We start from the raw sequence: 20,065 nt of genomic DNA on the forward strand, positions 1-20,065 counted from the left end.
AATTCCGTGGACGTTCCCGTTCTCATCGTCGGCGGCGGGCCGGTCGGCCTGTGCGCCTCGATCGCCCTGTCACGGTGCGGTGTGCCGTCGCTGCTGGTCGAGCGGCATCCGGACACGTCGGACTTCCCCAAGGGCCGGGCGCTCAGCATCCGAACCATGGAGGTGCTGCGCCGCTACGGCCTGGAGGAGCGCGTACTGGCGGCCGGTGTGCCGCGCGAGGAGAGCCTGCACTTCTTCTTCGGCACGTCGCTCACCGCACCCGACCACACGCGCAACGGCAACCTGCCCGATCCCGAACGGGCCGCCTTCAGTCCGACCTTCACCGCCGTCTGCTCCCAGGACGTGCTGGAGCCCCTGCTTCGCCGACGTGCCGAGTCGGTGATCGGCTTGGTGCGCTTCGGCCAGGAGGTGATCGGTCTGGAGCAGGACGCCGACGGCGTCACCGCCAGGCTGCGCGGCGGGGCCACGATCCGGGCCGCGTACGTGATCGCCGCCGACGGCGCCGGCAGTTTCGTGCGGGACGCGCTCGGCATCGGCCTGTCAGGGGACGCGGTGCTCAGCCGCAATCTCAACATCCTGTTCGAGGCCGACCTGCGCCCGCACGTCGCCGACCGGCTCAGCCTGATCTACACGATCGCGAACCCCGCGCTGACCGGCGTCTTCATGACGGTGGACAACGACCGCAGGTGGCTGTTCAACCTGGTGCACGATCCGGCGCGCCGTGCGGTGGACGGGCTCTCGGCGCGTGACTGCGCCGAGGTGGTCAGGCAGGCGGCCGGGGTGCCGGACCTCGACGTGCGCGTGGTCGCCATGCGCGAGTGGACGGCGTCCGCGCTGCTCGCCGACCGCTATCGGGCCGGTCGCGTCTTCCTGGCCGGGGACGCGGCCCACCCGATGACGCCGTACGGCGGGTTCGGCATGAACTGCGGCATCCAGGACGCCGACAACCTCGCCTGGAAACTCGCCGCCGTCGTCCAGGGCTGGGCCGGCGACGGCCTCCTGGACTCCTACGAGAGCGAACGTCGTCCGGTGGGAGCCGACTCGGTGGCCGAGAGCCGCCGCAGCCTGCTCGCGACCCTGGACGACACCGCGATCATCCCGGGCCGATCCGGGCCCCGGCCGCGCGGGCGACCCAGCGACGGGCTCGTTCTCGGTTACGCCTACGACCGGCCGGGGGCGGCCATCGTCCCCGACGGCACGCAGCCACCGGCCGTCCCGGACCTGGTGGCCACGTACCGGCCGGTGGCCAGGCCCGGGCACCGCCTGCCGCACGCGTGGCTGGACGGCGGCACGACCTCCACGCTGGACCTGGTGGGCACCCGTCTGGTGCTGCTCACGGGGCCGGCGGGCGCCTCCTGGGAGAAGGCCGCGGAGGTGGCCGTTCACCGGGTGGACGAGCGGGTGGCAGCGCTCCTGGGCATCGAGGACGACGGCGCGGTCCTGGCCCGCCCGGACGATCATGTCGCCTGGCGCTGCCGCAGCCTCCCCGACGATCCGGTCGCCGCTCTTGGCGAGGCCCTCGACACGATCCTCAGCAGGCGAAGGGGTCGATGACGCCGATGAGCATCGCGAGGGCGAGAGCCAGGAAGAAGTCACCCCAGACCAGCTCATGGCGGGTGGCGACGCCATGAGCGAGGTCGTAGCAACCATCGAGCAGCCGGCCGTGCCGCACGTGATCGGTGACGAGCACGCGCAGCACCTCGACCGCGCGATCACGCAGACGACCGTCGCCGGTGAGAGCGGCCAGCTTCAGCGCGGCGACGGCCTCGATGGCGGAGGCGGAGGTGTCCAGAGGCCCTTGCCGTCGAAGCGCCGAGGCAGCGGGTACGGAGGGTGCTCCCTCGGTGAACCTCGCCGCGAAGCCGGACCAGCCGCGCAGGCGAGGCAGCAGCGTCCGTCCGGCCGCGGTCATGTGCGCGTGGTCGGCGACGGCGAGCGCCAGCCAGGCCGCAGTACGGCTCCAGCCGCGCTCCGGCTCCGGATGCGGCGACCAGCCGCGCCCCGGCACGGCGATCCACGCGGGATGCCCGCTGGACGAGATCGTGAGGTCGAGTTGCAGAGCGAGGTGCCTGCCGGCCACCGACGCCGGGAGCAGCCGCACCAGGCCCGGCAGGGCATCCACCCTGGTCAGCAGGGGCGGGCCGCCGAACGCCGATCCCCATGGCACCAGGCCCAGCTCGGGCTCGTGAGCGGCGAGGCAGGCCAGGGCCGCTCGTTCCCGAAGGTCCTCGGCGTCGGCGAGCGCGGTGCCGTACCAGAAGATCATGCCGCGGGTCGCGGTGTCGGCCTCGACCCATGGCGCGAGCGCCTCGGTACGCCCGCGAGCCACCGCCTGATCATGCGGATCGCCGCTCACGATGGCCCGCAGCCACAGCAGGCCCGCCCAGAAACCGCCGGTCCATGATCCGCGACCGGTGGTGGTCCAGCGAGCCGAGTCCGCGTCCGCGTACAGCGGCCACCGGCCTGCGCACTGATCCTCCGTCTCCCTCACGCGACGCAGGATCTCCTCCAGCGCCCGCGAGGCCCAGCGGCTCATCGGCTTCCTCGCACGGTCGCGACCACGGCGGCGGCGGCGAACTCGACCGCCACCAGCGCCCATCCAGGCACATATCCGGCGGCTTCCACCAAGAGCCCAAAGAGGGGAGGACCAACCGCGAAGCCCGCGAAGAACCCCGCGGAGACGAGCGCGGAGTCTCGGCCGGCCGCACGCGCGTCCGCCCGTTTGAGTACCGCCAGCATGCTGACCGCGTTGCCGGCGACCGCGAACACGCCGATCGCCGCGGCTCCCGCCCACACCAGGGCCGGAACCCAGGAGGCGGCCATGAGCAGCCCGGTGGCGGCGCACGCCCCGGCGGCCAGGAGGCCGAGCAGCGACTCCGGCCGCTCCAGCCGTCCCGCCCGCCGCGACCAGCCGACCCGACCGGCGATCCCGGTCACTCCCAGCACGGCGACCAGCCAGGCCGCCACCACGGGCGACAGGCCCACCTGCTGGGTGCCGAAGAGCGCCGCATAGGTGTTGACCGCGGCGATCCCGGAGCCCAGCAGGAAGGAGAAGCCCGCCAGCCTCCCGACCCGCGCCGGTGGCAGACCGGATGCGGCCTGGTGAGCTGCCGGGACAGGGTCGGGCGGCAGCGCGCGGATCGCCCAGAGGGCCGCCAGCAGCGCGATCGCCGCCGCCGTCCACACCGCACCTCGCCAGCCCGTCCACACGGCGAGCGTGGCCAGCGGCAGACCGGCCACGAACGCGCCGAACTGGACGCCGGACTGCTTCCAGCCGACGACGGGCCCGCGTCGCGCCGGTTCCACGGCGGCCAGGATCACCTTGTTCGTGGCCGGGTTGGCCAGCGCCTGAGGCAGTCCGCCCAGCGCCACCACCGCGAGCAGCATCACCGTTCCGGAGGAGGCGCCGATCAGGACCAGGGCCGCCGCGGTAAGAGCCAGGGCGGCCACCACGCAGCGGCGCGCACCCAGCCGGTCCACCCACCGCCCCGCACTCAGCGACAGAACCGCCGCCACGCCGAATCCGGCAGTCGTGGTCCAGCCCAACACCGAGCGCGGGATGCCCGCCTCGGCCACCAGCCGCGGCCCGAGGGCGCCGATCAGGAACAGCTGCAGCATCGAGAACGCCATGACCGCGGTGAGCAGGGATGTCACCTGCCAGTGCCCGGTCCGCGCCGATCGTGCCAGCCGCATCACAAGGTCCTTTCCTCTGCTCCAGACCGCTCTGTCACCAGACGCAGGGAGTGATCGACATGAATTCTGTTGTCAGCGACGAACGCGCCGCCGACGACCGGCGCCTGACCTCGCTCGCGCTCGCCGCCCGCGACGGCGCCCCTGACGACGTGGAGGCGTTCGCCCGGGAGGTGTACGCCGACCTGCGCCGTTTCCTGACCTACCTGACGGACGTGCAGTCGGCCGACGACCTCACTCAGGAGACGTTCGTCCGGGTCCTGCGCAGTCTTCCCCGGTTCGCCGGGAGGTCGTCGGCCAGGGCTTGGCTGTTGTCCATCGCGCGCCGGGTGGTCGTCGACCGGTTCCGGGCCGCGCGAGCGCGGCCGGTGGTGGCGGACCTGGCCGACTGGCAGGCCGCCGTGGAACGGTGCCAGCCACGTGACCTGCCCGGTTCGCACGACGCGGTGGAACTGGCCGAACTGCTGGCCGAGGTGCCGCCCGAGAGGCGCCGCGCCTTCATGCTGACCCAGGTCCTGGGCCTGCAGTACGCCGAGGCCGCCGAAGTGCTCGGCTGCCCGGTGGGCACGGTGCGCTCCAGGGTGGCCCGCGCCCGGCACCAACTGTCATCGTCCTGGCTCGCCGCCTGACCACCCGCGGTGGGGCCGGAACGCGTGGCTCCGGCCCCACCGGGTCAGCCGGTCATGAGCCGTTTCCGTAGCGCGTCGCGGTCGGGCTTGCCCGCCGGAGTGAGCGGGAAGGCCTCGACCACCAGCAGCCGCTCGGGGTGTTTGCCCTTCTCCAGCCCGCGCGCGAGCAGGTGAGCGCACAGGTCGGCCAGCTCCACCGGCGGGCCCGGCCGGGCCACCACGCAGGCCGCCAGCCGCTCGCCGAGCACGGGGTCGGGCACGTCGAGGCAGACCACGTCCCGTACCTGCGGGTGGCTGACCAGGGCGTGCTCGACCTCGGCCAGGCTGATGTTGGCGCCGCCGCGGATGACCACCTGTTTGAGGCGTCCCACCAGGCGCAGCCGCCCGTGTTCGTCGATCACGCCCAGGTCTCCGGTGCGCACCCAGCCTTCCGCCGTACGGTAGCGCTGGTTCAGCTCCGGAGCCCCGACGTAACACATCGGCGTCATCGGGCCGCGCGCGATGATCTCGCCGAACTCCGCCTCCTGCTCGGCCGGCGCGATTCTGATCTCGGCCACGCGGGGATCGGGCAGGCCGACGACCACGCCCGGTCCGGCGTCGGCGGCCGGGGGAGGGTTCAGGCCGCTGTGGCAGTTGACGCCGTCCGCCGAGCCGTAGAGGTTGACGACCGGGCAGCCGAACACCCGGCCCGCCTCCTCGGCCGTGGCCGCGTCCAGCTCCGCCCCGCCGAGCACCAGCGCGGTCATGGCCGGGAATGACTCGGGGCGCGGCTGGTCCAGCATCATCCGGATCATCGTCGGCACGGCGAGCACGTGCGTCGGACGGTGGTCGCGGATGGCGGCGAGCGCGGCGGGCGGGGAGAAGTGGTCCAGTACCACCAGGCTGCCGCCGTGCCGGGCGAGCGTGACGGCGGTGCCGTTGCTGCCGAAGGCGGAGGCCAGCGGCACCAGGAACAGGCAGCGCGGCGGCTCGTCGCCGGGGATCAGGGTGGCCATGAAGTTGCCGCGGCCGCCCGCCAGCGCGTTGTGCGAGTAGGCGACCATCTTGGGCTCCGCCTCCGAGCCCGAGGACACCAGGATGCGCGCCGCCCCGTCCGGATCCGGGCGAGCCGGGACGAAGACGCGGCCCTCGATGCGCAGCAGGTCGGCCCACCGCGTGCTGCCGGGCGGAGACTCTCCCGGGCCGGTGGCGATCACGGCGCGCAGGCCCGGCAGGCGGTCGGCCGCGGCCAGCAGGTCCCCGGCAGGTGAGCCGCCCTTGTGCTCGACGGCGGCGATGACAGCGCGGGCACCGGAACGGCCCAGCAGTGAGACCGCCTCGGCCACCCCGCGCCCCACGGGGAACGGTAACGCCACAGCGCCGAGCGCGGCCAGCGCCAGATCGGCGATCACGGCGTCCCTGCCGCTGGGAAGCTGGACGCCGACGACGTCTCCCTCGCACACGCCGAGGCCCCGCAGCCCCGCAGCCGCCGAGCGGGCCAGCCCGTCCAGCTCGGCGTACGTGAGCGTGCCCGCCTCATCGATGACCGCGGCCCGGCCGGGCGCCGCCAGCCGATGGGCGCGGAAGAGCGCGTACAGGTCGAGATCGGGGCAGGTGCCGTCGGCCGCCCACGTACGGCGCAGCTCGGCGGGAACGAGGTCGACCAGGGCCAGACTCATGCGAACCTCCAAGGTACGGGGACGGCGAGCGCGCCGTGCTCGTCACGGGTGAGCGCGGCGGCGAAACGAGGGTCGGCGGGCAAGGCGTTCAATGAGGTCGTGACCGCGGTCGCGGGTATCCCCTGGCGGCGCAGGTGCGCGACGGCCTCGGCGGTACCCAGGTCGCGGACCTTGTCCGCGTGCGCGGCCGGTTCGTCGCCCGCCGCCACCCAGCCGTCGGCGGTGCGCAGCGGCTGCCGGAATCCGGGCGGCCTGCGGTAGGTTTCGCCTCTCGCGGCGTGGCCCAGCGCGGGTTCGGTGAGCAGTTCGGCCGCGCCGAGCAGCGAGGAGTCCACGCGGACACCCCGTCCCTCGCGTTCGCGCAGCAGCAGCCCGGCCAGCACGGCCTCGGCCCCGAGCAGCCCGCCGAGCACGTCCAGCAGGGTCATCAGCGAAGGTGCGGAGGGCTCGCCCTCGGGACGTACCACGTCGCCGACGCCGGTACGGGCCTGGACCATGAAGTCGGTGCCGAGCGGGGCATCCGGCAGCCGCCCGGCCCAGCCGCTGGTGTAGGCGTAGACCAGGCGGGGATTGGTCACCGCCAGATCCCCGCTGTCCAAGCCGAGGCGTTCGGCCGTGCCCGGTGCCCAGTTCTGCACGAACACGTCGGCATCCGCGACCAGGGCGCCCAGTTCGGCGCGTCCGGCGGCGGACTTGATGTCGATCTCGACCGCCGCCTTGCCCCGGTTCAGGGCGAGCCACCGGGCGGACACTCCGCCGCAGGTAGGAGGCATCCCGCGCAGCGGGTCGCCGCCCGGTGGCTCGATTCGGATCACCCGCGCGCCGAGCAGGCCCAGCAGGTGAGAGGTGAGCGGAGCCTGGATGCGTCGTCCCGCCTCCAGGACCGTGAAGCCGTCCAGCGGCCGGGATGCGTCCCCCGGTGCGGGACGGCCGGGCGATGGCCGCGCTTCCATGGGCCACAGCTGCCAGGGCATGTCCGCGCGGGGCTCCGCGGCGCGCTGGGGCAGGGACCGCAGCGCGCAGACTGAGGCGCCGTGCTCCTTGGCGGCTCGCCGTACCTCGTGCCACGAACTGGCGGACGCACGCTCGTGCAGCTCCGCAGGCAGAGGAGAGCAGGCCGTGGCGTACCTGAACTGGAAGGACCGCCATCCCGCCGACGCCACCCGGACCGGTACGCCGAGCGTGCTCCAGAACGCCACCCACACGTCCGCGTCCAGCGTCTCCACCTCGTAGGTGACCCCGTCCGCCGAGGTGAAAGGGGGGCCGCCGGGAGTCAGCGGCACCGCTTCGTCCTCCTCGGCCGTGGCGGCGGCGAGGTACTGGCTCACCGCGAGCAGCCCGGCCAGATCGACGCCCGTCTGAACGCTCGCGACGGCCGCGCCGCGTGCGCGGCCGATGAGCGCCGCCAGGAGCCCTTGACCGGTCAGCACCGAGCACGCGATGCCCAGGTAGTCCGCCGCCAGCCCGCGCGGCTCGCCGCTGCGGCGGCCGTGCACGTGCATCACTCCCGTCGCGGCCTGCGCCGTCGCCTCGTCGCGGACGTCGTGCGCCGAGGCGGCGCGCGACCAGGCCGCCTCGGCGACGAGCGGTTCCTGTCCCGGCACGGATAGCGTCAGCGCGCCGGGAGCGGTCGAGGAGTCGGAGAAGTAGGGGACGACGCCCAGCGCGGTGAGATGCCGGACGGCGGGGGCGGTGAGTACCAGGGGCCCGTCAGCGCGCATGACGACGTCGTGCAGCGGTCGTGCCGCTCCCAGCGTGGCGGGATGTGCCATGGCTCTCCTCTCCGCGGCGGTCGCCGCGACGTGCGTGACACGGGTGGAACCAGAGGACGCCCTCAGGCGACCTGTTCCACGGAAGGAGTCGTCCGGCCATTTCCGCCGGTTCCCGACATGTCTGGAGTGAGTGATGGCACAACGCGACGTCTGGGGAGCGCCCAGCTGTCCGGCGGGCGTGGCCGAGTTGCGTGACCGGGTGACGGAATTCATCGACAAGCGCGTGATACCGGGCGAGCCCGTGCTGGACGCGGGCGGGTCGCCGGCACGGGACCTGGTCGAGCGGCTGAGAGGCGAGGCCAGCGCGCAAGGACTCTGGGGCCTGGGGTTGCCGGAGGAACTGGGCGGTGGCGGGTTGCCGCTGGCGGACTACGCGCACGTGGTGGAAGCGGAAGGAGCCAGCGATCACGCGCCGTCGATCCTGGGCTCGCTCGCGCTGCTGGACGTGCGGACGCTCGCCGGATGGGACGAGCACGTGCGCGGGATCGCCTCGGGCCGGGTGAGCGTGTGCAACGCGATGACGGAGCCGGGAGTACCCGGGTCGGATCCCGCGCTCACGACGACCCGGGCCGAGCGCGGGACTGACGGCTCGTGGACCGTCCACGGCCGCAAGTGGTTCGTCAGCGGCGCCGGTACGGCCGAGCTGGCGCTGGTGCTCGCCCGGACCTCGGGTGCTCCGCCGTCACCGGAGGGGCTGTCCGTCCTGCTCGTCCCCACCTCCTCGCCCGGCTTTCGGGTGGTGCGCGAGCTGCCCGTGCTCGGCGTCGGCGGGCAGTGGGAGATCGCGCTGGACGGCGTCACCGTCCCCGCGGACCATCTCATCGGCGAGGAAGGGCGAGGGCTGCGCGTGGTGGGGGAGCGGGTGCGCTTGGGCCGGTTGCTGCGCTGCCTGCGCTGGCTCGGCCAGACACAGCGCGCCTTCACGGCCATGCGGGAACGAGCCCGCACACGGGCGACCTCCGCCGGGCGGCTGGCCGATCTCCAGCTCGTCCAGCAGCTCGTCTTCGAATCGCTGCTGGCCATCAGGACCACCCGGCCGCTGGTGTTCGAGGCGGTGGCGCTGGCGGCGGCGGGCCGGGACGCGCGTACCGAGACCGGGCTGGCGAAGGTGGCTGCCGCACGCATGCTGCAACAGGTCGCCGACGCCGCCATCCAGGTGCACGGGGCGGAAGGGCTGGGGCCGGACACGGCGTTGCCCGCGCTGTTCCGGGCCGGGCGGATGGCGCGTGTCCTGGACGGGCCCGACGAACTCCACATCGCCACCGTCGCCCGGCGAGTCCTGCGGTGAACGGCTTTGATCACGACACAACAAGGAACCTCATGACACCTCCTACGACAGAACAGGCGCCCGTCCAGCTCGTCATCGGCGGGATGACCTGCGCCTCCTGCGCGGCGCGGGTGGAGCGCAAGCTCAACCGCATGGACGGGGTGAAGGCCAGCGTCAACTACGCGACCGAGAAGGCCACCGTCCAGGCCGACGGCGTCACGGTCGAGGAGCTGATCCGGGAGGTCGAACGCACCGGCTACAGCGCTGAACCGTACACGCCGCAGACCTCCGAAGCGCCGGACGACGCCGACGACCGGCGCGTGCGGATGCTGGGACGGCGCATGATCGTCGCCATCGGGCTGGCCGTCGTGCTGATGGACCTGTCCATGGGGATGGCGTTCGTGCCGGCCTGGCGCTTCGCCGGATGGGAGTGGGTGCTCATCGGCCTGACCCTGCCGATGGTGACGTGGTGCGCGTGGCCGTTCCACCGCAACGCGTTCAGGGCCGCCAGGCACGGCACCACCTCCATGGACACTCTGATCTCGACCGGTGTCATCACGTCCACCTGCTGGTCGGTGTACGTCATCCTGTTCCCGATCGACGTCGCCCCGGCGGGGTCGGGCGTGTGGGCGTTGCTGTCCGCACCGAACAGCGCGCTCTACCTCGACGTCGCCGGCGGAGTGACCATGTTCGCGTTGACCGGGCGGTTTCTGGAGGCCCGGGCGCGGCGCTCGTCCGGGGCGGTGCTGCGCCGCCTGGCCGAGCTGGGCGCCAAGGACGTCAGCGTGCTGCGCGCCGACGGCAACGAGTACCGCATCGACGTGGCCGATCTGCGGGTGGGCGACCTGTTCGTGGTCCGCCCGGGGGAGAGCATCGCCGCCGACGGCCGGATCGAGTCCGGTCAGAGCACGATCGACACCAGCGCCATGACCGGCGAGCCGGTACCCGCCGAGGTGGGTGAGGGCGACCTGGTGACCGGCGCGACCGTCAACCTCGGCGGACGGCTCGTCGTGCGGGCCGCCCGGGTGGGTGCCGACACCCAGCTCGCCGCACTGATCCGCCTCGTCGAGCACGCCCAGGCCGACAAGGCCGCCATCCAGCGGCTCGCGGACCGGATCTGCGGCTGGTTCGTGCCGGCCGTGTTCGTCCTGTCAGCGTTGACCCTGGCAGGGTGGCTGATCGCGGGAGGCGAGGTGCACGAGGCGGTCACCGCCGCGCTGGCCGTCCTCATCATCGCCTGCCCGTGCGCGCTCGGCCTGGCCATCCCCACCGCCCTCCAGGTCGCCTCCGGCACCGGAGCCAAGCTCGGCGTCTTCATCAAGAGCCACCAGGCGATGGAGTCCGCACGGGCCATCGACACCGTCGTGCTGGACAAGACCGGCACCCTCACCCAGGGCCGCATGGGCGTCGTGGACCTGGTCACCGCCGACAGCGTGCCGCCGGGCGAGGTGCTGCGTTACGCCGGAGCCGTGGAAGACGCCTCTGAGCACGCCATCGCGGTGGCCATCGCCGCCCACGCCCGCACCGAGCTCGGCGACCTTCCCGACGTGAGCGGATTCACCGCCCTGGCCGGGCTGGGCGCCCAAGGGACGGTCGAGGGCCGGCGCGTCCTCATCGGCTCGGCCCGGCTGCTGGCCCAGCAGGACGTCGCCGTCTCTGCCGCACTCGACGAGGCGCGGGCAGGCTGGGAGGGCGAGGGCCGAACCGTCGTCCTAGTCGCGGCCGAGGGCACGGCCGTCGGGGCGCTCGCGCTCGCCGACGCCGTCAAGCCCTCGGCCGTCGGGGCCATCGACCGGCTGCACGCCATGGGGCTGCGCACGCTGCTGCTCACCGGAGACAACACCGCCACCGCGCGAGCCGTGGCCGCCCAGGTCGGCATCGACGAGGTCATCGCCGAAGTGCTGCCCGCCGACAAGGAGGCCACCATCGCCCGCCTCCAGGCCGAGGGCCACCGGGTGGCCATGGTCGGCGACGGCGTCAACGACGCCCCGGCGCTCGCCCGCGCCGACCTCGGACTGGCCGTAGTGGAGGGTACCGACGTCGCGCTGGCAGCGGCCGACCTCATCTTGATCCGCGACGACCTGGACGTCGTCCCCACCGCGCTCACCCTGGCCCGCGCCACCCTGGCCACCATCCGTGGCAACCTCGTCTGGGCCTTCGGCTACAACGTCGCCGCCCTCCCGCTGGCCGCCGCCGGCCTGCTCAACCCGCTCATCGCCGGCGCCGCCATGGCCCTGTCGTCGGTGTTCGTGGTCACCAACAGCCTGCGCCTACGCCGCTTCGCACCGGCGCCCGCGAACGGCGACTTCCTCACCGAGCAGCTGGACGACGTGGACGAAGAGAGCTGGTCGTACATGGTTGAACGGCAGGGCCGCACACGCTAGCCCCGCTTTCCGCACGCTGAGGTGAGTGAACGCTTCCGCTGACCGCGCGATCTTCCTGCTGCCCTGGATGGCGACCATCGCAGAAGGGTCACCCCAAGGAGACGGCGGCGACTCTGCGGGCCAGGAGGCGGGCCGGGTCCACCACGGGTACGGGCACCCGGCTGCTGTCCAGTGCCAGGACGATCTCGGTGCAGGCCGCCACCACCTGCTCGGCGCCGCGCTCGGTGAGGGCCTGCGCGACCTCGGCCAGGGTGTGGCGGTGCGCGGCCGTGACGGCACCGGCCTTCACCGCCGCGATCACCGCCGACACCTGCCGCTGCTCGTCGGCGGACGGCTCGACCGCCTCGATCTCCCGCTTGCGCAGCGCGTCGGCGTACAGCCCGGAGTGCAGGGTGCCCGAGGTGGCCAGCAGCCCGGCGGCTGTGACGCCCGCCGAGGCGAGCGCGTCCGCGGTGACCTCCACGATGCTCACCAGTTCGAGGCCCGCCTCGTCGGCCAGGCGCGGGACGAAGGCGTGCGCGGTGTTGCACGGCACCGCCAGCACCTCGCACCCGGCGCGCTTGAGTGCCTGCATGCCGTGCTGTAGCTGCGGGGTCGGGTCCTCGCCGAGGCCGAGCAGGTTCAGCGACCTGTCAGGGATGCGCGGGTCGGCCCAGATGACGACCGGCACGTGGCTCTGGTCGCCGGTGGCGGGCGTCTCCTCGATGAGCTTGCTGTAGAAGTCGGCAGTGGCGGCGGGGCCCATGCCGCCCAGGACGCCGACCAGGCGCGGCGGGCAGCCGTGCCGGTCGTCGAACCACGTCACGGGATGCGTCCTCTCCTTCGCGGCCGACGGACAGCCGCAGGCAACAGGATCGCCGGATAAGGTGACCTCGCCCGTTAAATGCCGTAATCAGGCATCAAAGGAGAGGAAATGCAGGATTCCGGCACCGAGCCTCCGCGGTTGCTGTCGGAGGCCGAGCTGGAGCTCATCGACGCCCTCCAGATCAACCCGCGGGCGAGCTGGGTGGACATCGGACTGGCCACCGGCTCGGACCCGGCCACGGCTGCGCGGCGCTGGCAGCGGCTGACCGGCTCGGGCGAGGCGTGGACCACCGTCGCCCTCGGCAAGCGGCAGATGCACGAGATGAGCATGGCGTTCCTGGAGATCGACTGCGAGGCAGGCGCCGCCGTCGTGGTCGCGGCGAAGCTGGCGGAGGCCAGGCACCTGATCACCGTGCAGCACGTCGCCGCGGGGCACGACCTGTTCGTGATCGCCGCGTCCGCCTCGATGCCGGAGCTGGCCGACTACCTGCTCACCGATCTGCCGACGGTGCCCGGCGTCGCGAAGGTGCGCACCCACCTCGCGACCCGCGTCTTCGAGGCGTCGTGCCGCTGGCGGCTGCGGGTGCTCCCGCAGTCGGCGGCGGCCGGGCTGGCCAGGCGGAGCGGACCGCCCGAGTCCACCAGGCAGATGGACGCGATCGACAGGCTGCTCTTCCACGCCCTGCTGGCCGACGGCAGGGCCGGGTACGCCGATCTGGCCGCGATCGTGGGCACCTCTGAGCGGACCGTGCAGCGCAGGCTCTCCAGGCTCGTCGCGACCGAGGACATCGACTTCCGCTGCGACCTGGCCCGCTCGCACGCCGGCTGGCGTTCCTCCGCCGTGCTGTGGCTGCGCATGCCCGACCGCCTGCTGGAGGAGACGGGCACGGCGCTGCTCGGCTGGCCGGAGACCCGCACCTGCGCCGCCCTCGCGGGGACCAACAACATGCTGCTCACCGTCGGCCTGCACACCGTCACCGACCTGCACCCGCTGGTGATGCGGCTGGAGAAGAGGTTCCCGCACCTCACCGTCTCCGACCGCCAGATAGTCCTGCGCCAGACCAAGCTGTACGGCAGGCTGCTCGACCCCGTCGGCCGCTGCACCGGCGTCGTGCCCGTCGATCCGTGGAGCCTGACGCCGCGCCGCTGACCGATCCGGCTCAGCGCGGCTGCGGGATCGCTTCGCCACGCGCCTCCCACGCCAGTCCCGCGCGCAGCACCGCCGACTCGTCCCGCCCGACCAGTTGCAGGTCGCCGATCGCCAGCGCGGGCAGGCCGAGCGCGGACACCACCGAGGTGATCCTGCCGACCTCGCCCCGGACGGCGGCCTCGTCGCAGCCCACCCTGGGCGCGGGCCCGCCGAGCGTGGGCATGATCAGCAGGTCGAGCCCGGTCATCAGGCTCGCGAACGCCGCTCGCGCGGCGGCCAGCCCCGCGACGGCCGCCGCGTAGTCCGCGTGGCCGATCCCGCCGGCGTTGTCGAGCTTGCGCCGTACGCCCTCGCTGTAGTCTGCGGCGTTCCTCGGGTAGGTCGCCTCGTGCGTGCGCCGCGCCTGTGCGCCGACGATGGTCCAGTAGGGGCCGAGGATGCCGTACGGCAGAGCGATCTCGTGCAGCTCCGCCCCCAGCTCGGCGAAGGAGGCCGCCCACGCGCACCCTTCGGCGACGCCGACCGCCCATCCGGCCAGCGAGTCGGCGGGGTCGATCGGAGCGCCGGAGAGCACCTCCCACACCCGGGTGAGGTCGGCGACCGAGGTGGCCATCGGGCCGACCACGTCGAACATCGGCGCCAGCGGCGCGACGCCCGCACCAGGCACCGCGCCCGCGCTCGGGCGCAGCCCGACCACGCCGCAGCAGGACGCCGGGATCCGCACCGAGCCGCCGGTGTCGGTGCCGAGGCCGAACCTGGCGATGCCGGCGGCCAGCGCTGCCGCGGTGCCGCCGCTGGAGCCGCCGGGGGCGAGGTGGTCGTGGCGCGGGTTGCGCACGTCGCCCCAGTGCGGGTTCTCGCTGGTGATGCCCCAGGCGAACTCGTGCTGGTTGGCCTTGCCGACCAGCAGCGCACCTGCCTGCTCCAGCACGTCGACGCAGGGCGCGGTGGTCAGCGCCTCCTGCGTGCCGTACAGCGCCGAGCCCCTGGTCGTGGGCAGGCCGGTGACGTCGATCATGTCCTTGGCCACGAACGTCCAGCCGTCGAGCGGTCCGCCGGGCGGCTGCTCGGCGAGCGTGGCGAGCCTGTCGATGACGGGGGTCCGGCCGGCCTCGATGAGGATGTTGTGGTCGCTGTGCCGCCTGATGGCCTCGGCCGATCTGGCGATCGCCGCCGCGCGTTCCATGGGGAGGATCTCCTGTCGAAGGTGCTGGTGCGGACGGGATAGTGGCAGATCCCCGGTCGTGGCGTCGAGTGGTCAGATCTCCAGGGCGTCCAGGAGCGCCTGCAGCCTGGCGGTCTCGCGGTCCGGCCTGACCAGGGCGAAGATACTGCGGCTGGTGTTCAGCCAGGGTACGTCGGCGACCACCACGCCGGGTCCGTACCCGGCCAGGGCCAGGTCGGTGACGAAGGCCGCGCCCACGCCGGCCTCGACCAGCGTCATCGTGATCTTGAAGTCGTCGGAGTGGCAGGCTACGCGGGGGTGGAGGGCCCAGCGGGCGAACACGCTCTCGAAGAAGGAGGCGTCGCTGCTGGCCGGGTGGTGCACGATCCACGGCAGGTCGACGAGCTGCTCGGCCCGGTAGGGCGACAGGTCCGGCCAGCTCGCGGGCAGCACCAGCTTGTAGCGGTCCTCGGCGATCCACCGTCTGCTCAGTGCCGACGGCCAGGACAGCCCCGAGTTGCCCACCTGGTAGACGATCGCGGCGTCCATCTCGCCGCCCGCGCCCAGGTGCGGGATGAGCTGGGAGGATTCGGCGACCGAGATCCGCACCCCGGCGCGGTCGGCCGGCTCCATCTGCCGCAGCACGCCGGCCAGCCGGTCGACGAGGCTGGGAAACACCCCGAGCCTGATCTGCCGCTCGCTGCCGCGGTGTACGGCCTGCACCGAGGCGATCATGCGCTCGATGTCGACCAGGACGATCTCGGCATGCCGGGCCAGCACCTCCGCCGCGCTGGTCGGCAGCACGCTGTGCGCCGAGCGCTCGAACAGCCGCACACCGATCTTCTTCTCCAGCGCGGCCATCTGCTGGGAGACGGCCGATGAGGTGTATCCGAGCCGATTGGCCGCGGCGGCGAAGGAGCCCAGTTGGATCACCTCACGCAGAGTACGTAGGTGTTCCGGCTTCAGCATTAGAGTTCCTTGCTCTCAGGGTTGTTAAATGTCGTGTTTATAGCGCTTCCGCGTTCTTTTAGCTACTCCTACAGTGATGCCCACCGTCACTCCAGCACCCTTGAGAGTCACTTTGAGCATCCGTGTGTACCGCAACGCCGCCATCCATACCGGAGTGGACGGCCGTCCTCCGGCCCAGGCCATGGCCGTGGACGGCGAGCACCTTGTGGCCGTCGGCTCCGACGCTGAGGTCCGCGAGGCCGCGGGCCACGGCGCCGAACTCGTCGACCTGGAGGGCGCCGCGGTCCTGCCAGGCCTCTACGACGCGCACATCCACACCGCGCAGTACGCCCACAGCCTCGGCGCGATCGACCTGCGCGACGTGCGCTCACTGGCCGAGGCGCTGACCATGATCGGCGAGCACGTCGCCAGGCTGCGCCCCGGCGGCTGGTTGTTCGGCGGCCGATGGAACAGCAACACCTGGGACCCGCCGGCCCAGCCGGACAGGTACGCGCTCGACTCCGTCAGCGGCGGCCTGCCGATCGCCCTGCCGAACATCGACGGCCACACCGTGTGGGCCAACTCCGCGGCCCTGCGCCTGGCCGGCATCGACGCCTCGACCCCCGACCCGGTGGGCGGCGAGATCGTCAGGGACGCCGACGGCGAGCCCACCGGCATCCTGCGGGAGTCGGCCTCCTACCCGCTGCGCGCCCTCATGGTCTCGGGCGACCTGAGCGACAAACTGCGCCTGGCCCAGGACGAGCTGCTCTCCCTCGGTCTCACCAGCGTCCACGACATCGACGGTGAGGACTGCAGGGACGCCTACCTGCGGCTGCGCGACGCAGGCGAGCTCAAGATCCGCGTGCACAAGGCGATCCCGACCGTCCACCTGGAGGCGGCCATCGCCGAGGGCCGCCGCACCGGGCAGGGCGACGACTGGATCCGCACCGGACCGGTGAAGATCTTCAGCGACGGCGCACTCGGCTCGCACACCTGCCACATGGGCGAGGCGTTCGCCGGTGACCCCGGCAACCTCGGCATCGCGGTCACGCCGTACGACGATCTGGTCAAGCTGTTCAGGACCGCGGCGGACGCCGGCATCGCGATCGCCACGCACGCCATCGGCGACCAGGCCAACCACCTGGTGCTGGACGCCTACGAGGCGATCGGCCGCACCCCTGGGCTGCGCCACCGCATCGAGCACGCCCAGCACCTGCGCCAGGCCGACCTGACCAGGATGGCCAGGCTCGGCGTCGTCGCCTCCATGCAGCCCGTCCACTGCACCAGCGACATCGACCTGGTCGACTCCCTGCTCGCCGGGCAGGACCTGGCCTCCTACGCCTGGCGCGGCATGCTGAACGCCGGCGTCGCGCTGGCCTTCGGCTCGGACGCGCCCGTCGAGCACCCCGACCCGTTCGCCGCGCTGTACGCCGCGGTGACCCGAGCCCGCCAGGACGGCACCCCCGTCGGCGGGTGGCAGCCGGAACAGCGGCTGAGCATGGCCGAAGCGATCACCGCGCACACCCTCGGCGCGGCCTACGCGGCAGGGGAGCAGGACCGTAAGGGCCTCCTCGCCCCCGGCATGCTCGCCGATTTCATCGCGGTGGACACCGACCCCTACCTGGAGTCGCCAGACGCGGTGCTGCGCACCAAGGTCATGACCACCGTTGTCGGCGGCGAAGTCCGCTGGCAGCGATCCTGAAGGAGCACCCCCTTGAACACCCGTGTCCCCACCGTCCTCATCACCGGCGCCCTGCTGGCCGCCACCACCGCCTGCGGCGCCCGGTCCCTCGACTCCGGCGCGAGCGGCGCGCCGGCCGCGGCCGAGGTCGTCCTCGACCAGGCTCCCGCCGAGGAGAAGGCGGCCGACGTCATCAACGCCATCACCCCCGACAAGGACCTCGCGGCCAAGGTGCCCGCGAGCGTCAAGTCCGGCGGCCTGAAGGTCGTCTCCTCGATCGGCTACCCGCCCATGGAGTTGTGGGCGAGCGACGGCAAGACGGCGATCGGCTTCGACCCCGCGCTGGCCAGGGCCATCGCCAGGAAGCTCGGCGTGAAGTACACGCTCACCGACGAGGAGTTCAACTCCCAGATCCCTGGCGTGCTCACCGGCCGCTACGACTTCGTGATCTCCTCCATGACCGACAACCCCGAGCGCCAGGCGAAGATCAGCTTCGTCGACTACGTACAGGCGGGCTCCGGCATGCTGGTCAAGAAGGGCAACCCGGCCGGCATCGCGGGCCCTGCCGACCTGTGCGGCAAGACCGTCTCCGTCGTGGACAACGGCTCGTCGATGGAGCTCGCGGAGAAGTACGACGCCGACTGCAAGTCCGGCGGCAAACAGGCGCTGACCATCCTGAAATTCGCCGGCGACACCGAGGCGATGCTCCAGGTGAGCAACGGCCGCGCCCAGGCCACCATCACCGACTACGTCGTGGCCGCGTACAAGGCCGCCGACCCCAAGGTCGGCGTCGATGCCGTCACCCTCGAAGGCACCGAGAGCCCCTGGGGCATCGGCATGAAGCCCGACAACACCGCGCTCATCGACTCGGTCAAGGGCGCGCTCGACTCCCTGATCAAGAGCGGTGAGTACGGCAAGCTGCTCGCGGCCTGGAACCTGGACAAGCTGGCGGTCCAGTCGGCCGTGGTCAACGGCGGGAAGTAGCGTGCGTACCGAACCGATCGCCGACCCGTCGGGGACGCTGGTCCCCGTCGCCCGCACCCGCCACTGGGGCCGCACGCTCTCCGCCGTGGCCGCGCTGGCGATCTTCGGCTGGCTGCTCTTCCTGATCGTCGTCAACCCGCGCCTCGACTGGAGCGCGGTCGCCACCTATCTGTTCGGCGAGCGGATCCTGGCCGGGGTCTGGGTCACCATCGAGCTCTCGGTGCTGGCCACGGTCCTCGGTCTGGTGCTCGGCGTGCTGATCGCGGTGATGCGGCTGGCGCACAACCCGGTGCTGAGCCGGCTGGCGACGCTCTACATCTGGTTCTTCCGCGGCACTCCCGTGCTGGTCCAGCTCATCTTCTGGTACAACCTGGCGTTCCTGTTCCCGGCCCTGGTGATCAAGATCCCGTTCACCTCGATCGGCCTGATGTGGGACACCAACCAGGTGATGACCGGCTTCACCGCCGCCATGCTGGGCCTCGGGCTGAACCTGGCCGCCTACTTCGCCGAGACCGTGCGCGCCGGCATCCAGGCCGTCGACCACGGCCAGACCGAGGCGGCCTACGCGCTGGGCATGACACCGGCCAAGCGCATGCGGGTGATCGTGCTGCCGCAGGCGCTGCGCATCATCATCCCGCCGACGGGCAACGAGTTCATCTCCATGCTGAAGACGACCTCGCTCGTCTACACCGTCGCAGGGCACGACCTGATGACCAACGCCAGCCAGATCTACAAGGCCAACAACCTGATCATGGAGCTGCTGATCGTGGCGAGCCTCTGGTACCTGCTCCTGACCACCGTGGCCACCTTCCTGCAGGGCAGGCTGGAGCGCCGCTTCGGGTCCAACGCCGTCCGGCTGGTCCGCCGTGGCGGTCTGGCCGCCAGGGTCCTGCCGAAGGTCTCCGCGTGAGCCCGGTCGTGCACGCCACGGGCGTGCGGATGGGCTACGGGGACGTCCAAGTCCTCAACGGCGTGGACTTCGAGGTCGCGGCCGGCGAGGTGAGCTGCGTCATCGGTCCCTCGGGTTCGGGCAAGTCGACGTTCCTGCGGTGCGTCAACGGCCTGGAGCCCGTGCTCGGCGGCAGCTTGCGGGTGCTGGGCGAGGAGGTGGGCCATGCGCTACGCGACGGCAAGTATCACCCCTGGTCCCCCAAGCAGTACGCGGCCTTCCGGAAGAACATCGGCATGGTGTTCCAGCGCTTCAACCTGTTCGCCCACCACAGCGCGATGGAGAACGTCGCCTGCGGACCCGTCCACGTGCTGGGCACGCGGGCGGACAAGGCGAATGCGCTGGCGATGGAGCTCCTGGACCGAGTCGGCCTGGCCGACCACGCGCACAAGCGGCCACACCAGCTCTCCGGCGGCCAGCAGCAACGGGTGGCCATCGCCAGGGCGCTGGCGATGAACCCGGCCCTGATGCTGTTCGACGAGCCCACCTCGGCGCTGGACCCGGAGCTGGTCGACGAGGTGCTGGAGGTGATGCGAGGCCTGGCCGCCGACGGGATGACCATGGTCGTGGTGACCCACGAGATCGCTTTCGCCCGAGAAGTCGGCGATCGGCTGACCTTCTTCGCCGACGGCGTGGTCGTCGAACAGGGCCACCCCGCCGAACTCCTGGCCAATCCCGTGCACGAGCGCACCAAGGCGTTCCTGTCCAGCGTGCGCGGTTCCGGTTCTTGAGCGGTGAAGGGCGGCCAGTCTCGGCGCACCTGGAGCGAGAGCCGCGCGCTGAAGTTTTCGGCATGGCCTCGTATTGCCTCAGGTAGCGGCCACACCCTGTCCGCTTCCCCTGCGATTGTGGTCATCGAGCAAGGGCCGGGCGGGTCGATCCCCGTGATCGTCATCGGCGGCAGGGGAGCACGATCCCGCTGTCGCAGCGAACCGGCCCTGCGGTCGACACGGGCCGTCGGACGACGACGGCGACGTGTAGGAC

At 72.2% G+C, this 20,065-nt stretch carries 16 protein-coding genes; 9 read left to right on the plus strand and 7 right to left on the minus strand.

Annotated elements, in window-relative coordinates; translation table 11 throughout:
• The first annotated feature begins 6 nt into the window (after window positions 1-6).
• Window positions 7-1,554 (plus strand): FAD-dependent monooxygenase, encoded by a 1,548-nt coding sequence (locus tag ABT294_RS22265; RefSeq protein ID WP_350808109.1) that lies wholly within the window; start codon window positions 7-9, stop codon window positions 1,552-1,554.
• Here ABT294_RS22265 and ABT294_RS22270 read toward each other — a convergent pair.
• Both ABT294_RS22270 and ABT294_RS22275 read right to left on the minus strand, forming a co-directional pair.
• Window positions 1,532-2,536, minus strand: a complete 1,005-nt coding sequence (locus ABT294_RS22270; protein WP_350808110.1) for a hypothetical protein — start codon at window positions 2,534-2,536, stop codon at window positions 1,532-1,534. The two genes, ABT294_RS22265 and ABT294_RS22270, sit on opposite strands and share 23 nt — an antisense overlap.
• Window positions 2,533-3,693, minus strand: coding sequence for an MFS transporter (locus ABT294_RS22275; RefSeq protein ID WP_350808111.1), 1,161 nt, complete (start codon window positions 3,691-3,693; stop codon window positions 2,533-2,535). Before ABT294_RS22275 ends, ABT294_RS22270 begins: the two co-directional genes overlap by 4 nt.
• A 59-nt stretch (window positions 3,694-3,752) precedes the next feature.
• On the opposite strand from ABT294_RS22275, the gene ABT294_RS22280 reads away from it, so the two are divergent.
• The gene (locus ABT294_RS22280) at window positions 3,753-4,319 is read left to right on the plus strand and encodes a sigma-70 family RNA polymerase sigma factor (protein WP_350808112.1); all 567 of its coding nucleotides are present in this window, start codon (window positions 3,753-3,755) and stop codon (window positions 4,317-4,319) included.
• Between the two features lie 44 nt (window positions 4,320-4,363).
• Here the strand turns inward: ABT294_RS22280 and ABT294_RS22285 are convergent, their stop codons facing one another.
• A complete protein-coding gene (locus tag ABT294_RS22285) occupies window positions 4,364-5,977 on the minus strand; it encodes a class I adenylate-forming enzyme family protein (protein ID WP_350808114.1) in 1,614 nt (537 codons plus the stop codon).
• Window positions 5,974-7,749 carry a CoA transferase gene (locus ABT294_RS22290; protein ID WP_350808116.1) on the minus strand — a complete coding sequence of 592 codons (1,776 nt, stop codon included), beginning with the start codon at window positions 7,747-7,749 and terminating at the stop codon, window positions 5,974-5,976. Before ABT294_RS22290 ends, ABT294_RS22285 begins: the two co-directional genes overlap by 4 nt.
• A gap of 133 nt (window positions 7,750-7,882) precedes the next feature.
• On the opposite strand from ABT294_RS22290, the gene ABT294_RS22295 reads away from it, so the two are divergent.
• Window positions 7,883-9,037, plus strand: a complete 1,155-nt coding sequence (locus ABT294_RS22295; RefSeq protein ID WP_350808118.1) for an acyl-CoA dehydrogenase family protein — start codon at window positions 7,883-7,885, stop codon at window positions 9,035-9,037.
• Window positions 9,038-9,069: 32 nt separating this feature from the next.
• Window positions 9,070-11,400 carry a heavy metal translocating P-type ATPase gene (locus ABT294_RS22300; protein ID WP_350808119.1) on the plus strand — a complete coding sequence of 777 codons (2,331 nt, stop codon included), beginning with the start codon at window positions 9,070-9,072 and terminating at the stop codon, window positions 11,398-11,400.
• Between the two features lie 88 nt (window positions 11,401-11,488).
• Here ABT294_RS22300 and cuyB read toward each other — a convergent pair whose 3' ends face one another.
• On the minus strand, window positions 11,489-12,205 hold the full coding sequence (gene cuyB / locus ABT294_RS22305; RefSeq protein ID WP_350808121.1) for a cysteate racemase: 717 nt from the start codon (window positions 12,203-12,205) through the stop codon (window positions 11,489-11,491).
• Window positions 12,206-12,313: 108 nt separating this feature from the next.
• On the opposite strand from cuyB, the gene ABT294_RS22310 reads away from it, so the two are divergent.
• On the plus strand, window positions 12,314-13,354 hold the full coding sequence (locus ABT294_RS22310; RefSeq protein WP_350808123.1) for an Lrp/AsnC family transcriptional regulator: 1,041 nt from the start codon (window positions 12,314-12,316) through the stop codon (window positions 13,352-13,354).
• Window positions 13,355-13,364: 10 nt separating this feature from the next.
• Here the strand turns inward: ABT294_RS22310 and ABT294_RS22315 are convergent, their stop codons facing one another.
• Window positions 13,365-14,540 (minus strand): amidase, encoded by a 1,176-nt coding sequence (locus tag ABT294_RS22315; RefSeq protein WP_350808125.1) that lies wholly within the window; start codon window positions 14,538-14,540, stop codon window positions 13,365-13,367.
• 72 nt (window positions 14,541-14,612) lie between these two features.
• Window positions 14,613-15,488 (minus strand): LysR family transcriptional regulator, encoded by an 876-nt coding sequence (locus ABT294_RS22320; protein ID WP_350808126.1) that lies wholly within the window; start codon window positions 15,486-15,488, stop codon window positions 14,613-14,615.
• Between the two features lie 112 nt (window positions 15,489-15,600).
• Between ABT294_RS22320 and ABT294_RS22325 the strand changes: the two genes are divergently transcribed.
• The 4 genes from ABT294_RS22325 to ABT294_RS22340 are packed head-to-tail and all read left to right on the plus strand — an operon-like array spanning window position 15,601 to window position 19,812.
• Entirely contained in the window at window positions 15,601-17,169 is a 1,569-nt protein-coding gene (locus ABT294_RS22325; protein WP_350808127.1) for an amidohydrolase, read from the plus strand.
• 12 nt (window positions 17,170-17,181) lie between these two features.
• Window positions 17,182-18,132, plus strand: coding sequence for an ABC transporter substrate-binding protein (locus ABT294_RS22330; protein WP_350808128.1), 951 nt, complete (start codon window positions 17,182-17,184; stop codon window positions 18,130-18,132).
• A gap of 1 nt (window position 18,133) precedes the next feature.
• Window positions 18,134-19,042 carry an amino acid ABC transporter permease gene (locus ABT294_RS22335; RefSeq protein ID WP_350808129.1) on the plus strand — a complete coding sequence of 303 codons (909 nt, stop codon included), beginning with the start codon at window positions 18,134-18,136 and terminating at the stop codon, window positions 19,040-19,042.
• 29 nt (window positions 19,043-19,071) lie between these two features.
• Window positions 19,072-19,812, plus strand: coding sequence for an amino acid ABC transporter ATP-binding protein (locus ABT294_RS22340; protein WP_350808201.1), 741 nt, complete (start codon window positions 19,072-19,074; stop codon window positions 19,810-19,812).
• Window positions 19,813-20,065 lie beyond the last annotated feature (253 nt).

The organism is Nonomuraea sp. NPDC000554 (genome assembly GCF_040300065.1).
Taxonomy (GTDB): Bacteria; Actinomycetota; Actinomycetes; order Streptosporangiales; family Streptosporangiaceae; genus Nonomuraea.

Bases quoted from the DNA above. Each gene is read 5' to 3' on its own strand.
- ABT294_RS22270 (WP_350808110.1), bottom strand. From the start codon at position 2,536: ATGAGCCGCTGGGCCTCGCGGGCGCTGGAGGAGATCCTGCGTCGCGTG.
- ABT294_RS22275 (WP_350808111.1), bottom strand. From the start codon at position 3,693: ATGCGGCTGGCACGATCGGCGCGGACCGGGCACTGGCAGGTGACATCC.
- ABT294_RS22280 (WP_350808112.1), top strand. From the start codon at position 3,753: ATGAATTCTGTTGTCAGCGACGAACGCGCCGCCGACGACCGGCGCCTG.
- ABT294_RS22285 (WP_350808114.1), bottom strand. From the start codon at position 5,977: ATGAGTCTGGCCCTGGTCGACCTCGTTCCCGCCGAGCTGCGCCGTACG.
- ABT294_RS22290 (WP_350808116.1), bottom strand. From the start codon at position 7,749: ATGGCACATCCCGCCACGCTGGGAGCGGCACGACCGCTGCACGACGTC.
- ABT294_RS22295 (WP_350808118.1), top strand. From the start codon at position 7,883: ATGGCACAACGCGACGTCTGGGGAGCGCCCAGCTGTCCGGCGGGCGTG.
- ABT294_RS22300 (WP_350808119.1), top strand. From the start codon at position 9,070: ATGACACCTCCTACGACAGAACAGGCGCCCGTCCAGCTCGTCATCGGC.
- ABT294_RS22310 (WP_350808123.1), top strand. From the start codon at position 12,314: ATGCAGGATTCCGGCACCGAGCCTCCGCGGTTGCTGTCGGAGGCCGAG.
- ABT294_RS22315 (WP_350808125.1), bottom strand. From the start codon at position 14,540: ATGGAACGCGCGGCGGCGATCGCCAGATCGGCCGAGGCCATCAGGCGG.
- ABT294_RS22320 (WP_350808126.1), bottom strand. From the start codon at position 15,488: ATGCTGAAGCCGGAACACCTACGTACTCTGCGTGAGGTGATCCAACTG.
- ABT294_RS22340 (WP_350808201.1), top strand. From the start codon at position 19,072: ATGGGCTACGGGGACGTCCAAGTCCTCAACGGCGTGGACTTCGAGGTC.